The following is a 15050-nucleotide window of genomic DNA, read 5'->3' as shown; positions in this document are numbered from 1 at the left end:
ACGATGCGCCTGACCGTTAACGGCAGGGTCCATGATGTCGACGCCGCTCCCGACACCGCATTGCTCTATGTGCTGCGCAACGATCTCGCATTGAACGGACCGAAATATGGCTGCGGGCTCGGCGAATGCGGCGCCTGCGCCGTGCTGATCGACGGCATCGCCGCGCGCGCTTGCGCGATTCCTATTCAAGGCTGCGCCGGACGCGACATTGTGACGCTCGAAGGCCTCGGCACACGCGAGCATCCCGATCCCGTGCAGGCCGCTTTCATCGAGGAACAGGCCGCGCAATGCGGCTATTGCCTCAACGGCATGATCATATCCACCAAGGCGCTCTTGACGCGTAACCCGCATCCCTCCGAAGCCGAGGTGCTGGAATCGCTGCGCTACAATCTGTGCCGGTGCGGCGCGCATATCGAGATCGTGCGCGCAGCAATGCGGGCGGCCGGGCTTGTCGCAGAGGCCCAGGATTGATGGCGGTGCCGAACTCCCCAGGGAATCGTGAACGGCAGCAGGGATCGCTGTCGGTGGTTCGTCTCGGCTGGTGGGGCGAGAGCAGCGCATTCGAGACGTTCATCAAGATCACCGCAGATGGCTCGGTCACCGCCTATAACGGCCATGTCGATCTCGGAACCGGCATTCGCACCGCGCTCGGACAGATCGTCGCCGAGGAACTCGACGTGTCCTTTGCCCGAGTCGTCGTGGTGCTCGGCGACACCTCGCGGGTGCCCAATCAGGGCGCGACGATAGCGAGCGAAACCATCCAGATCACATCCGTGCCATTGCGCAAGGCCGCGGCGCAGGCACGCCAATTCCTGATCGCGCGCGCGGCCGAACGGCTGGAACTGCCGGTCGCGGATCTCGCGATCGAAGACGGGCTGATCCGCGGCAAGGACAACCGCAGCGTCAGCTATGGCGAATTGATCGCCGACGACATCATTCGCCTCGAACTTGGCGACGACGTTCCCGTGAAGGACGTCAATGCCTACACCATCGTCGGGCAATCGGTGCCCCGCGTCGATCTTCCGGCGAAAGCGACCGGCGAACTGGTCTATGTTCACGACGTCCGCTTGCCAGGCATGCTGCACGGCCGGGTCGTGCGTCCGCCTTATGCCGGCGTCGATGCCGGCGCGTTTGTCGGCACCAGCCTGATCGCGGTCGACGAAGCTTCGGTGCGCGACATTCCGGGGCTGGTGGCGGTGGTCCGGATCGGCGATTTCGTCGGTGTCGTCGCCGAGCGCGAGGAAAACGCGATCAAGGCGGCGGCACGGTTGAAGGTCAGCTGGAAGCCGGTGCCGACGCTGCCTGACCTCGGCGATGTCGAGACGGCACTGCGCGCCAATCCGTCGACGCCGCGGACGTTGATCGACAAAGGCGATGTCGATGCCGCCATCGCGGCCGCCGCAAAACCGATGCCGCGGACCTATGTCTGGCCCTACCAGATGCACGGCTCGATCGGTCCATCGTGTTCTGTCGCGGATTATCAGGACGGTGCTATCCGGGTGTGGTCCGGCACGCAAAATCCGCACATCCTGCGCATCGATCTGGCGCTCTTGATCGAACGGCCGGAAGCCGAGATTGACGTGATCCGGATGGAAGCCGCCGGCTGCTATGGCCGCAATTGCGCTGATGATGTGTCCGCCGACGCGCTCTTGCTGTCGCGCGCGGTCGGCCGCCCCGTCCGCGTACAATTGACGCGGGAACAAGAGCACGCCTGGGAGCCGAAGGGCGCCGGGCAGCTGATGGACGTCAAGGGTGGGCTCAATGCAGATGGCAGCGTTGCGGCGTACGATTTTGCCACGCGCTATCCATCCAACGGCGCGCCGACCCTGGCGCTGTTGCTCACGGGAAGGATTGCGCCGGAGCCTGCGGTATTCGAGATGGGCGATCGCACCGCGATTCCGCCTTACGATTACGACCACCTGCGCGTGGTAGCGCACGACATGCCGCCGATCGTGCGCGCCTCCTGGTTTCGCGGGGTCTCTGCGCTGCCGAATACGTTTGCGCATGAATGCTACATCGATGAGCTCGCGGCCGAAGCCGGCGTCGATCCGATCGAATATCGTCTGCGCTACCTGAAAGACGCGCGCGCGGTCGATCTCGTCAACGCGGTTGCCGAACGCGCCGGCTGGGTTCCGCGTCCGGTCCGGCAGGAACCGGAGGCCGAAGGCGATATCGTGCGCGGCCGCGGGTTTGCCTACGCGCTCTATGTTCACAGCAAGTTTCCCGGCTATGGCGCGGCGTGGTCGGCCTGGATCGCCGATGTCGCGGTCAACAAGGCGACCGGCGACGTCAGCGTCACCCGCGTGGTTGCCGGGCAGGATTCCGGCCTGATGATCAATCCGGACGGCGTTCGCCACCAGATCCACGGCAACGTGATCCAGTCGACCAGCCGCGCGCTGATGGAAGAGGTCTCGTTCGACCGCCATTCGGTAACAAGCCGCGAATGGGGCGCCTACCCCATCATCAAATTCCCGGATGTGCCCAAGATCGACGTGCTGATGCTGCCGCGTCAGGATCAACCGCCGCTCGGCGTCGGCGAGTCCGCTTCCGTTCCCAGCGCCGCCGCGATCGCCAACGCCATTTTCGACGCGACCGGCGTGCGGTTTCGCGAGCTGCCGTTCACGCCCGAGCGCATTCTGAAAGGGTTGCGCGGCGAGGAGCAGGCTGCGCCAGCCGCGTTGCCCTCGCGCACGCCTGCTGTCGCATCCGACAAATGGCGAAACCCGTTTGCCGGACGTCGCGGCGTGCTTGCAACAGCCGCAGCCCTTTGCGCGGCGTTGGTTGGCGTCGGCGCCGCCATGCTCCCGTGGCGATCCATCGCGCCAATCGCGCGGCCGGACCCGTCGGTGTTTTCGGCCGCGACCATCGCCCGCGGCCAGCAACTGGCCGCGCTCGGCGACTGCGCGGTCTGCCACACCTCGCTAAACGGCGTCCTCAACGCCGGCGGCCGCGCCATCGAAACGCCGTTCGGCACGATCACCTCGACCAACATCACGCCCGATATCGAAACCGGCATCGGCGCGTGGTCCTATCCCGCCTTCGAGCGCTCGATGCGTGAGGGCATCCATCGCGACGGCCGGCATCTTTATCCGGTGTTTCCCTACACGCATTTCGCCAAAGCGACCGACGCCGATTTGCAGGCGCTCTATGCCTATCTGATGGCGCAGACACCGGTCCGCGCCGAGACGCCGAGAAACGCGCTGGCATTTCCGTTCAACCTCCGCCCGCTGCTGGCGGGGTGGAACGCGCTGTTCCATCAAGCGAACGTATTCCAGGCAAACGCGACCAAATCGGAGATCTGGAATCGCGGCGCCTACCTGGTCGAAAGCTTTGGCCATTGCAGCACCTGTCATTCGCCGCGCAATGCGCTCGGTGCGGAAAGGCAAACTGCCTACCTCGCCGGCGGTTTCGCGGAAGGCTGGGAAGCGCCGGCGCTGACGTCGCTGTCGCAAGCGCCGATCCCGTGGAGCGAGGACGAGCTTTACGCTTACTTGCGGACTGGCGAGTCGCGCTTTCACGGCGTCGCGGCTGGGCCGATGGCACCCGTCGTGAAGGAGCTGGCAGCCCTGCCCGATCAGGATATCCGCGCGATGGCGGTGTATCTTGGTTCGTTCAACGACGACGCCCCAGACAAGTCGACGCAGGAACTGACAGCCGCCGAACTCGAAACCTCGACCGGCACCAACACCGTCGCGGCCTCGTCCCTCGGCGCCCGCCTCTACCAGGGCGCCTGCGCAGTTTGCCACGAGATCGGCGGCGCGCCGCTGTTCGGCAGCCGGCCCTCGCTGGCGCTGAACAGCAATCTGCACAGCGCGGTACCGGACAATCTGATCCAGGTGATCCTGCACGGCATCGCTTCCCCTGCATCGAGCGATCTCGGCTACATGCCGGCCTTCAAGGACAGCCTGAGCGACGGCCAGGTTGCGGAACTGGCCTCTTACCTGCGGCGGCAATTTGCCCCGGATAAGCCGGCCTGGAGCGAAATTCATGCGGCGATCGGCCGTATCCGGCAGGAAATAGCGCGCTGAGCTGCCATGCCGCCGCCAAAACCCACTGGTTGAGCGGCTTCCGGCACGGTACAGTTCCGCCATGGCAGTGACCGATATCGCATCCCGCACTTACAACCATGGCTGGCGGCTCGACCCGATCGTGCGCAGCCTGCTCGATACCGATTTTTACAAGCTATTGATGCAGCAGATGATCCGGGAGTTTTACCCGGATCAGCGCGTGACCTTTTCGGTGATCAACCGCAGCAAGCAGGTGCGGCTTGCCGAAATCATCGACGAGGACGAGCTTCGCGCCCAGCTCGACCACGCCCGTTCCATCCGTTTCACCAAGAAGGAGCTGATCTGGCTCGCCGGTAACACGTTCTACGGCAAGACCCAGATGTTCTCGCCTGACTTCATCAACTGGCTCGCCGCTTTCCGCCTGCCCGAATATGAGCTGAACAAGGTCGACGGTCAGTACGAACTTCACTTCCACGGGCCGTGGACCCATACCACGATGTGGGAGATCCCTGCGCTCGCGATCATGAACGAACTGCGTTCGCGTCAGGCATTGAAGGGACAGGGGCGGTTTGCCCTCGACGTGCTCTATGCCCGCGCCAAAGCAAAGCTCTGGTCCAAGGTCGAGCGGCTGCGCAAGCTCGACGGCTTGCGGCTTTCCGATTTCGGCACCCGCCGCCGCCATGGTTTTCTGTGGCAGCGCTGGTGCGTCGAGGCGGTCAAGGAAGGTTTGGGGTCGTCCTTCACCGGCACTTCCAACGTGCTGCTCGCGATGGACAACGATCTCGAAGCGATCGGAACCAACGCGCATGAACTGCCGATGGTTGCGGCCGCCCTGGCGGACGACGATACCGAACTGCGCTGGGCGCCCTATCGCATCCTCGACCAATGGCGCCATACCTATGGCGGCAATTTGCTGATCGCGCTGCCCGACGCCTTCGGCACCAAACCGTTTTTGCGCGACGCGCCCGATTGGGTCGCGGACTGGACCGGCTTTCGCCCCGACAGCGCGCCGCCGATCACGGCCGGTGAAGACATCATCAAATGGTGGAAGCAGAAGGGCCGCGATCCCAAGGAGAAGCTTCTGGTTTTCTCCGACGGCATGGATGTCGGCTCGATCGAGGAGACCCATCGCCATTTCGCCGGCCGCGTCCGCGTCAGCTTCGGCTGGGGCACCAACCTCACCAATGATTTCGTCGGCTGCGCACCGGACGGATCGGCCCTGCTCGACCCGATTTCGATCGTCTGCAAGGTGACATCGGTCGACGGGCGGCCCGCCGTCAAATTGTCCGACAATCCGGAAAAAGCCACCGGCACCGCATCCGAGGTCGATCGCTATTTGCGCGTGTTCGGCAATGTCGGCCGCGTCCGCGCCGCCGTGCACGTCTGAACCAACGCGCCTTCCTCCCAGGCCCCCCATCGATAAGACGAGCCCCGCATGCCCGCACCCAAGCCGCCTGCCTTCGAAACCCTGAGCCTGCATGCGGGCCAGCGTCCCGATCCCGTCACCGGTGCGCGCGCGGTGCCGATCTATCAGACCACGTCCTACGTCTTTCAGGATTCCGATCACGCCGCCGCGTTGTTCAACCTGGAACGGGCCGGGCATATCTACACCCGGATTTCCAATCCCACGACCGCGGTGCTCGAAGAGCGGCTGGCGGCGCTGGAAGCCGGTGTCGGCGCGATCTGCACCGCGAGCGGCATGGCCGCGATGCATCTCGCGATCGCGACCCTGCTCAGTAACGGCGATCATATCGTCGCTTCCTCCTCGCTCTATGGCGGCACCATCAACTTGCTCGCGCACACGCTGCCGCGCTTCGGCATCACGACCACGTTTGTGAAGCCCCGCGCGCTGGATGAATTCCGCGCGGCGATCAAGCCGAATACGCGGATGGTGATCGGCGAGACCATCGGCAATCCCGGCCTCGAGGTTCTGGACATTCCGGCGGTCGCTCAAATCGCGCATGACGCAAAGATTCCGCTGTTGATCGACAACACCTTTGCGACGCCGTTTCTCAGCCGCCCGATCGAGCTCGGCGCCGACATCGTGATGAACTCCGCGACCAAATGGATCGGCGGCCACGGCATCGCAATCGGCGGCGTCATTGTCGATGGCGGCCGGTTCGACTGGCACGCCTCCGGCAAATTTCCCGTGCTGACCGAGCCCTATGCCGGTTATCACGGCATCGTCTTCGACGAGCAATTCGGCCAGGCCGCCTTCATCATGCGCGCCCGCACCGAGGGCCTGCGCGACTTCGGCGCCTGCCTGTCGCCGACCAATGCGTTCCAGCTGCTGCAGGGCGTGGAAACCTTGGGCGTGCGCATGGAACGACATATGACCAACACGCTGGCGGTGCTCGAATTCCTCAAGAGCAACAAGGCCGTCGACTGGGTGCTGCATCCCGCGCTGAAAGATCATCCGGACTTCGAACTCGCCAAGAAACTGTTGCCGCGCGGCGCCGGATCGATCGTCAGCTTCGGTATCAAGGGTGGCCGGCCTGCGGGCAAAAAGTTCATCGAGACGCTCCGCATGGTCAGCCATCTCGCCAATGTCGGCGACGCCAAGACGCTGGTGATTCATCCGGCCAGCACCACGCATCAGCAGATGGACGCCGCCCAGCTTCAGGCCGCGGGCATCGGCGAGGAACTGGTGCGGCTGTCGGTCGGCATCGAAGCCGCATCTGACATCATCGACGATCTCGGCCAGGCGCTTCGCGCGTCGCAGAGGGTTTAAGTCATGCAACTGTCCGTCAATGGGTTCGATACATTCGTCGCCACCGGTGGCCGGCCGTTCGATCCCTCGTTGCCCGCGGTCGCGATGCTGCACGGCGCGGGTTTTGATCATTCGACCTGGGCGCTGCACAGCCGCTGGTTCGCCCATCACGGCTATTGCGTATTGGCGCCGGATTTGCCGGGCCATGGCCGTTCGTTGGGCAATGCCTTGCCGACCATCGCCGGCATGGCCGACTGGACCGCGGCGCTGCTCGATGCCGCCGGTGCGCCCAAGGCAAAGCTGGTCGGGCACTCCATGGGCTCGCTGATTGCACTCGAAACATCCGCGCGGCATCCGGAAAAGGTCGCGGGCCTGAGCCTGATCGGAACCGCCGCGACGATGACGGTCGGTCCCGACCTGCTGAAGGCCGCCGAGGCCAACGATCCCGACGCGATCGACATGGTCTCGATCTGGGGCCTCGGCTTCAAGGCGGAACTCGGCGGCAGCCTCGCGCCGGGACTCTGGATGCACCAGGGCGCACAACGCGTGCTGCAGCAGACCCGCCCGGGCGTGCTGTATAGTGATCTCAATGCCTGTAACGCCTATCAGGGCGCACTCGCTGCGGCGGCGCAGGTCAAGGTGCCCGCCACCTTCATCCTCGGCGAGCGCGACATGATGACGCCTGCGAAGGCCGGCAAGACGCTGGCCGCCGCGACGCCGAACGCCCGCACCGTGGTGCTGTCCGGCGCGGGGCACATGATGATGGTGGAAGCGCCCGACGAGTTGCTGGCGGCGCTGCAGCAGTAATGTAGTCAGTCCACGGCCCTCTCTTTCCTTCTCCCCTTGTGGGAGAAGGTGGCGCGCAGCGCCGGATGAGGGGTATCTCACCGCGCATTCAGTGTTCGCGGAGAGATACCCCTCACCCGTCTTCGCTTCGCGAAGCCACCCTCTCCCACAAGGGGAGAGGGGGAAAAACAGCGCGCGAACTGCCTACTGCCTTGCCACAGGCTTGCGCTCGATCGGGTGGATATCGAGCGCCCGCAGGCGACCCATCCGCAGCACGTCCATCGCAAGGCTCCGGTCGATCCGGTCGCGGTCCAGCGCGCGGATCAGATCGTCGACGCCGTTGACATCGACGCCGTCGAGCTTGATCACGACATCGCCCGGCAACAATCCCGCCTTCGCGGCCGGACTGTCCGGCTCGACCTGCGCCAGGAGCGCGCCCATCTTGTTGTCGACGCCGGCGACGACCGCATGCCGCCGCGGGATCGGCGCGGTCTGGCCGGCCACGCCGATATAGGCGCGGCGGACATAGCCGTGGCGGATGATCTCCGACAGCACGAACTGCGCGGTGTTGCTCGCCACCGCAAAGCAGATGCCCTGCGCACCGCTGATGATGGCGGTGTTGATGCCGATCACCTCGGCCGAGGAGGACACCAGCGGCCCGCCGGAATTGCCGGGATTGAGCGCGGCATCGGTCTGGATCACGTCCTCGATGGTCCGGCCGCTGACCGAGCGGATCGAGCGGCCGAGCGCCGACACCACGCCCGCGGTGACGGTCGATTCAAAGCCGAGCGGGTTGCCGATCGCGACCACCAATTGGCCGCGGCGCAGGCTTTTTGAGTTACCGAGCGAGGCATAGGCCAAATCGCGCGCACCGTCGGCCCGCAGCAGCGCGAGGTCGGTGTCGGGATCGACACCCAGCACATGGGCGTCGGTCACAAAGCCTTCGGTATCCCGAAGCCTGATCTCCTTCGACGATCCGACCACGTGACTGTTGGTCAGCACGAGGCCATCCGGCGAGATCACGATGCCGGAACCAAGCCCGCCCCGCTCGCGCGCGTTGCGGACTTTCGGTCCGGTTTCGACCCGGACCACCGCGGGCCCGACGCGTTCGGTCACGCCGATCACGGCATTGGAATAGGCGTCGAGCAGCGCTTGATCGTTGGCGGGCGTTTTTTCGGTCGCTCCCGGCGACAGTCCGTCGCCGGGAATATCAGAGGTAAGATCCAGCATAGCGAAATTCCTTCGACCTCATCAGATGGTGGCCGGATTTCGCTCTCGCAAGAGCCAGCGCACGGGCGCAGGGCAGCCCCGCCACCTATTGCGCCCGCCGCAACGTTGGAGGCCTCGCCTTCACGGGATCGAGCAGCGACCAGTCGCCCTGCTCCAGCGTGTATCCTAACGGAAAGGGCGCGCGCAGTTCCAGCCCCAGCGAACGCAGCACGCGGTCGTCGCGGTAGTAGCATTGCAGCACGACGCGAACGAGCATCGCCGCAGCGGGTCCGCCCGTGCTCCGGAATTCCCTGGCCACCGCATCGCGCCGTGCCGGATCGAGGTCGGCGAGAGGCTTGCCGGCGAGGCGCGCGAGGTGATCGAGTGCCTGACGTACCATATCGGTATCGCGGCCGAGCGTTGCAAGGATGTCGGCCTGGACAGCCGCATCGTCGGCGCCGGGTACCTTGTACTCGTCACTTGCCGGTATAATCATCGCGGCGATGCTGCGCAGGTCGTCGCGTTGCGCTGAAGTCAGGATATTTTCGGCGGACATCACTTCCTCAATCGAACAAATTGGCGAGGCGCTGCTTCATCTGGTCGGCGATGTAGAGCGCGATTGCCTGGATGGTGGAGGTCGGATTGACGCCGCCCGACGTCACGAACACGCTGCCGTCGACGATGAAGAGATTCTTCACGTCGTGCGACCGGCCCCATTCGTTGACGACCGAGCGTGCCGGGTCGGTGCCCATCCGCGCGGTGCCGAGCAGATGCCAGCCGCCATAGGGGATCGGACTGTTGATGCAGAGATCGGTGGCGCCGGCGGCTTCGAGGATTTCACGGCCGCGCGCCAGCCCGTGCTCAAGCATCTTCGCGCTGTTGGCGCCGATGGTATAGTCGACGCGCGGCGCCGGAATGCCGTGGCTGTCTTTCAGCACGGGATCCAGCGTGACGCGGTTGTGTTCCTCCGGCAGATCCTCGCAGATCGCGGAGATGGCGAGCCTGTGGCCGTTGAGCTTGCGGAACACACGGTGATGATCGGCGCCCCAAGGCAGGATACCCTTGCCCTCGCTCATCACGGCTTCGAACACCGGCCCGACCCCACGGCCGAACTGGATCGCGTAGCCGCGCACAAAGCCGCGCGACAGATCGGTGTCGTAAAATTCCTTGCTCCACAGGCAGGTCGGCGGCGCCCGGTTGCTGTCGGTCGGTTCTTCGACATATCCGTAAACCTGCCCGTAGGGGTGGAACATCAGGTTCTTGCCGACCAACCCGCTGGAGTTGGCGAGGCCATTCGGGAAACGGCCGGAGGCCGAATTCAACAGCAGCCGCGGCGTGCCGACGCCGTTGCAGGCGATGATGACGACTTCGGCCGCCTGAAACTGTTCGACGCCGTCCTTGTCGTAATAAACGACACCGGATGCCATGCCGTGCTCGTTGGTGGTGATCTCGCGCACCCGGCAATGCGTGCGCAGTTCGACCCCGGCGCGCAGCGCATGCGGCCAATAGGTGATATCGGTTGACGCCTTGGCGCCCTGTGCGCAGGCCGGCGTGCAATGGCCGAGATTGATGCAGCGCGCGCGCCCCTCATAGTCCGTGGTCGCAACCGTCGTATCCGACGGCCACCAGTGCCACCCAAGCTTGTTCATTGCCTTGCCGAAGATCGCGCCGGAGCGGCCGAGCGGCTGCGGCGGCATCGGCGGCTCCGTCAGCGGCGAAAGCGGATCGCCTGACAGTCCCGAGACGCCCATCATGCGGTCGTTCTCGGCGAAGAACGGCGAAAGCGCGTCGTAATCGATCGGCCAGTCGTCGGCAACGCCGTCGAGCGTCTTCACTTTGAAGTCGGACGGATGCAGGCGCGGCCAGTGCGCGGTGTACATCACCGTCGAGCCGCCGACGCCATTGAAATTCACCACCTTGATCGGCGAGTTGTCGTCGTTGATCGGATAGTCTTCCGGCCGGGCACGGATATTGGGACTGGTCGAATAGTCGCCATAGAAGCGCGCTTCCCAGTCACGGCCCGTGCTCGGATATTGTGCGGGATTCATCCAGCCGCCCTGGTCGAGACAGAGGATGTGCATCCTGGTGTCGGCAAGGCTCCAGGCCACCGCCGCGCCGGACGCGCCGGCGCCGATGATCAGGACGTCAACGGGATCGTTCATTGTGGTTCCTTGAAGGTCTCTCTGGCGTCATTGCGAGCGAAGCGAAGCAATCCATTCTTTCTTCGCGCGGCAAGATGGATTGCTTCGTCGCTTCGCTCCTCGCAATGACGGACTAATTCACAATCCTTACCGGCAGCGAACGAATGCCGCGAATGAAATTCGAATAGAGCCGCTGCGGCGGACCCATGATTTCGAAATGAAGATCCCGTTGCAAAATTTCCTCCCACAATATCCGTAATTGCTGTTCGGCGAGGCGGTCGCCGACACAGCGGTGAATGCCGGCGCCGAACGAAAGATGCTGCCGCGGCTTGACGCGATCGATAATGAATTGGTCGGCGCGCTCGATCTTGTCCTCGTCGCGATTGCCCGAGATGTACCACATCACGACCTTGTCGCCCTTTGCAATCCTGCGGCCGGCGAGTTCGAGGTCGTGGCGCGCGGTGCGGCGCATATGCAGCACCGGCGTGTGATAGCGGATGGTCTCGGCGACAAGGCTCGGGATCAGCTCGCGCTTCGAGCGCAACAATTCGAACTGCGCGGGATTTTCGACCAGCGCCATCAGCCCGCCGGTCATGGAATTGCGCGTGGTGTCGTTGCCACCGACGATGAGCAGCGCGATCGTCCCGATGAATTCGCGCGCCTGCAGGTTTCGCGTCGCCTCGGAATGCGCCAGCATCGAGATCAGGTCGAAGGCCGGCGGAGCATCTGCACGCGCATCCCACAATTTGCGGAAATATTCGCCCATCTTGGTCAGTTCGGCGACGCGCTCGTCCGCCGAATGAACGACGGCATCGGGCGAGTCGACATTGGCGATGGCGACATCGGACCACCAGGTCAGCATCGAACGGTCTGCCCAAGGGAAATCGAACAGCGTCGCCAGCATCATGTTGGTCAGCTCGGTCGAAACCCGCGCAACCCAGTCGAAAGTCTCGTGGCGCGGCAGCGCGTCGAGCACATCCGACGTGCGCTGGCGGATCAAGGGTTCGAGATTGACGAGGTTCGACGGCGCCACGATCGGAGCGACGGTACGGCGGTGCGCGGTGTGACCGGGCGGGTCCATCCGGATGAAATTCGCAAACTCCTGTCCCTTGGGCTGATCGGCCACCTGGATACCGCCGAGTTCCGAACTCGACGAATAGTTTTCGTGATCGAGCTCGACCGTAAAAATGTCGTCGTAGCGGGTCACCGACCAGTACGGGCCGAACGGCGAAGCCTCGCAATAATGCACGGAATCGTCGCGGCGCAGTTGCGCGAACAGTGGCCGCCAAACGTCGTCCTGATAAAGATGGGGATCGCTGACGTCGATCGAGGTCAGCTTGCGCTGCAGCGCCTGGGCCATCGCTTCGCTCCCTCATTTGCCGTCGCCGCTTGACGCGATCGTCGTCTTGAGCCCGGACGCGTCGATACGGCCGGGCCCGGGCGGCAGACGATAGAGTCAAACCGGATGCTTAGTAAAGCCGACCAGGCGTGGATCTGACGAGCGCTCAGGGCTGCTTGACCGCGATGAAAGACGCCACCACGCCCGCAGGGTTGCCGTTGTGAGGTTTTGCACGGATCACGTTACCGACGATCGCCGGCACCTGGTTGACGCCGTTCGGCCACTGATAGGCAAGCTGGCCGTGATAATCATACTCCCAGTTCGCGGTACCGGTGTTGGGGCGCCCGGTACCGACGATCTCCACGATCGGTCCACCGTCGTTCTCCCGGATCTTTCCCTTAAGATCGAGGCCGCCGCCGGTCCAGTCGATCGCACCCGTCAGCGTCGTATCGTTCGGAATCTCGAACGTGAACACGGCCTCCGCGAACAGCAGCGCATACAGGTTCGCCGGCGCCGTATTCGGATCGTCGCCGATCAGCGTCGGGTCGTTGAGAAAGCTTCGATAGGTCCATTTGCCCGCGAGCGCCGCGGCCGGTTGCGCATATGCCATGGTTCGACCTCTCAAATATCCAAGGTTGATCGTTGTATAATATTATACCTGTGCGAGCGATGCGGCAAGCCGACGGAAGAGCGCGGGCACGCCTGGAGCGCCCGCCAATTCGCGATAGCAGCTACGCGCTCCGAGGTTTGTTGATGGGCGCGAGACCGGATAGCGTTTGGGTCAACCAAGTATCCCGGGAGTAATGCCAAGTGGCCAATGCGAGCCAGACCGAACGACCTCAAACTACAGCCGTGCCGGAATACGACGCCATCATCGTCGGCGCCGGCATGTCGGGCCTGTACCAGCTCTATCGCTTGCGCGAACAGGGGTTGCGGGTGCGCGTGCTGGAGGCCGGCACCGAGGTCGGCGGCACCTGGTACTGGAACCGCTATCCCGGCGCCCGCTTCGATTCCGAGAGCTATTCCTACGGCTACTCTTTTTCCAAAGAGTTGCTGGCGGAATGGGACTGGTCCGAGCATTTCGCCGGCCAGCCGGAAACGCTGCGCTACCTCCAGCACGTCGCCGACAAATTCGATCTGCGCCGCGACATCCAGTTTCGCAGCCGGGTCACGGCCGCGATCTATCAGGAGGATGTACGAAGCTGGAATGTCACGCTGGAGGACGGCCAAAACTTCCGCGCCCGCTTCCTGATCACCGCGATCGGCCCGCTGTCGACGCCGACGCTGCCGCGCATCGAGGGCCGCGACAGTTTTAAAGGACAATCCTTCCATACCGCGCGATGGCCGCATGAGCCGGTCGATTTTGCCGGAAAACGTGTCGCCGTGATCGGCACCGGCGCCACCGGCGTGCAGACCATCCAGACCATTGCCGGAAGCGTCGGGCATCTCACCGTGTTCCAGCGCACACCCAATTGGTGCGCGCCGCTGCACAACGGCAAGATCGACGCCGAGACGCAGCAGAAGATCAAAGCCGGCTATCCTGAAATGTTCGCCCGCTGCCAGGAGACGTTTGCGTGCTTCCTGCACACGCCGGATCCGCGCGGCGCGTTCGAGGTGTCCGATGAGGAGCGCGAGGCGTTCTACGAAAGGCTGTACGGCGAGCGCGGCTTCGGCATCTGGCAGGGCAATTTCCGCGACATCCTGATCGACCGCAAGGCCAATGCCACGATCAGCGATTTCGTCGCGCGCAAGATCCGCGCGCGTGTCAACGACCAGAAGGTGGCGGAGAAACTGATCCCCAGGAATCACGGCTTTGGCACCCGCCGCCTTCCGCTCGAGACCTTTTATTACGAGGTCTACAACCGCGACAATGTCGAGCTGGTCGACATCACGGAAACGCCGATCGAACGGATCACGCCTCGGGGCATCAAGACCAGTGCCAAGGAATACGAATTCGACATCATCATTTTCGCCACCGGATTCGACGCCATCACCGGCAGCTTCGACAAGATCGATTTTCGCGGCGTCGACGGCGCGCGACTGAAGGACAAGTGGAAGAGCGGGCCACAGACCTATCTCGGCATCATGGTCGACGGTTTTCCCAACATGATGATGCTGATGGGGCCGCACACCGCGCTCGGCAATATTCCGCGCAGCATCGAATACAGCGTCGACTGGGTCACCGGCCTGATCCGCTTTGCGCGGGAAAACAACCTGACGCGGCTGGAGGCGACCTCTGCCGGCGTGGCGTCGTGGACCGATCACGTCAAGGCGCTCGGCGTCGGCCTCTTGTCCAACGAGGTCAATTCCTGGATGACCGGGATCAACTCCAATGTCGAGGGCAAGCAAACCCGCATCGTCGCCCGCTACAGCGGCAGCGCGCCGGCCTATCGCGCGAAGTGCGATGAGGTGGCTGCGAAGGGGTATGAGGAGTTGCGGCTGGGGTAAGTTCTTGCGCGCGGACCTTCCGCGCCCACCGGCCGTCATCCCCCGCGAAAGCGGGGAATCCAGTACGCCGCGGCTTCTCGCTTCTATCATTGACGTCTCTGGAATACTGGATCGCCCGCCTTCGCGGGCGATGACGACAGGGGGTCGCACTGACCTATCCACGTCATTGCGAGCGTAGCGAAGCAATCCATCCATCGGCGCAAGCGGAGCAATGGATTGCTTCGTCGCAAGTGCTCCTCGCAATGACGGTGCCAAACATGAGTCCGCCTTCTCGCGGCGCGACGCGCCCGAGGTTTGTGAATTATTTGGCCCTCTCGAAAACAGAGGGCGCAGGGAAAGCCGGGTGCGCGCTGCACCCGCGGTCTCGCGTGCAATTTGTGCATAAGAACACGCACACGAGCATACAGGTT

At 63.9% G+C, this 15050-nt stretch carries 11 protein-coding genes; 6 read left to right on the top strand and 5 right to left on the bottom strand.

The window, feature by feature from the left end; genetic code table 11:
- Window positions 1-3: 3 nt before the first annotated feature.
- The 5 genes from NL528_RS14970 to NL528_RS14950 all read left to right on the top strand — a co-directional run bounded on the left by NL528_RS14970 (window position 4) and on the right by NL528_RS14950 (window position 7524).
- Complete coding sequence (locus NL528_RS14970) at window positions 4-471, top strand: 2Fe-2S iron-sulfur cluster-binding protein (protein WP_309183435.1); 468 nt, start codon at window positions 4-6, stop codon at window positions 469-471.
- On the top strand, window positions 471-4028 hold the full coding sequence (locus NL528_RS14965; RefSeq protein ID WP_309183434.1) for a molybdopterin cofactor-binding domain-containing protein: 3558 nt from the start codon (window positions 471-473) through the stop codon (window positions 4026-4028). The genes NL528_RS14970 and NL528_RS14965 overlap by 1 nt, the downstream gene beginning before the upstream one ends.
- Window positions 4029-4089: 61 nt before the next feature.
- The gene (gene pncB, locus NL528_RS14960) at window positions 4090-5394 is read left to right on the top strand and encodes a nicotinate phosphoribosyltransferase (RefSeq protein WP_309183433.1); all 1305 of its coding nucleotides are present in this window, start codon (window positions 4090-4092) and stop codon (window positions 5392-5394) included.
- Between the two features lie 48 nt (window positions 5395-5442).
- The gene (locus NL528_RS14955; protein WP_309183432.1) at window positions 5443-6738 is read left to right on the top strand and encodes an O-acetylhomoserine aminocarboxypropyltransferase; all 1296 of its coding nucleotides are present in this window, start codon (window positions 5443-5445) and stop codon (window positions 6736-6738) included.
- Between the two features lie 3 nt (window positions 6739-6741).
- Window positions 6742-7524 carry an alpha/beta hydrolase gene (locus NL528_RS14950; protein WP_309183431.1) on the top strand — a complete coding sequence of 261 codons (783 nt, stop codon included), beginning with the start codon at window positions 6742-6744 and terminating at the stop codon, window positions 7522-7524.
- A 183-nt stretch (window positions 7525-7707) separates the two neighbouring features.
- Here NL528_RS14950 and NL528_RS14945 read toward each other — a convergent pair whose 3' ends face one another.
- From NL528_RS14945 to NL528_RS14925, 5 genes are all read right to left on the bottom strand, one after another.
- Window positions 7708-8733 carry a trypsin-like peptidase domain-containing protein gene (locus NL528_RS14945; protein WP_309183430.1) on the bottom strand — a complete coding sequence of 342 codons (1026 nt, stop codon included), beginning with the start codon at window positions 8731-8733 and terminating at the stop codon, window positions 7708-7710.
- 85 nt (window positions 8734-8818) lie between these two features.
- Window positions 8819-9268: a gluconate 2-dehydrogenase subunit 3 family protein gene (locus NL528_RS14940; protein WP_309183429.1), complete on the bottom strand. Its 450-nt coding sequence runs from the start codon at window positions 9266-9268 to the stop codon at window positions 8819-8821.
- A 7-nt stretch (window positions 9269-9275) separates the two neighbouring features.
- Window positions 9276-10874, bottom strand: coding sequence for a GMC family oxidoreductase (locus NL528_RS14935; protein WP_309183428.1), 1599 nt, complete (start codon window positions 10872-10874; stop codon window positions 9276-9278).
- A 112-nt stretch (window positions 10875-10986) separates the two neighbouring features.
- Window positions 10987-12213 (bottom strand): cytochrome P450, encoded by a 1227-nt coding sequence (locus NL528_RS14930; RefSeq protein WP_309183427.1) that lies wholly within the window; start codon window positions 12211-12213, stop codon window positions 10987-10989.
- A 145-nt stretch (window positions 12214-12358) separates the two neighbouring features.
- A complete protein-coding gene (locus tag NL528_RS14925; RefSeq protein WP_309183426.1) occupies window positions 12359-12802 on the bottom strand; it encodes a hypothetical protein in 444 nt (147 codons plus the stop codon).
- Between the two features lie 200 nt (window positions 12803-13002).
- On the opposite strand from NL528_RS14925, the gene NL528_RS14920 reads away from it, so the two are divergent.
- Window positions 13003-14640, top strand: a complete 1638-nt coding sequence (locus NL528_RS14920; RefSeq protein ID WP_309183425.1) for an NAD(P)/FAD-dependent oxidoreductase — start codon at window positions 13003-13005, stop codon at window positions 14638-14640.
- Window positions 14641-15050 lie beyond the last annotated feature (410 nt).

Origin of the sequence: Bradyrhizobium sp. Ash2021 (assembly GCF_031202265.1) — a bacterium.
Classification (GTDB): Bacteria; Pseudomonadota; Alphaproteobacteria; order Rhizobiales; family Xanthobacteraceae; genus Bradyrhizobium.
Note: the sequence above shows the minus strand (reverse complement) of the source record. Positions and strands in the feature narration are given on the sequence as shown.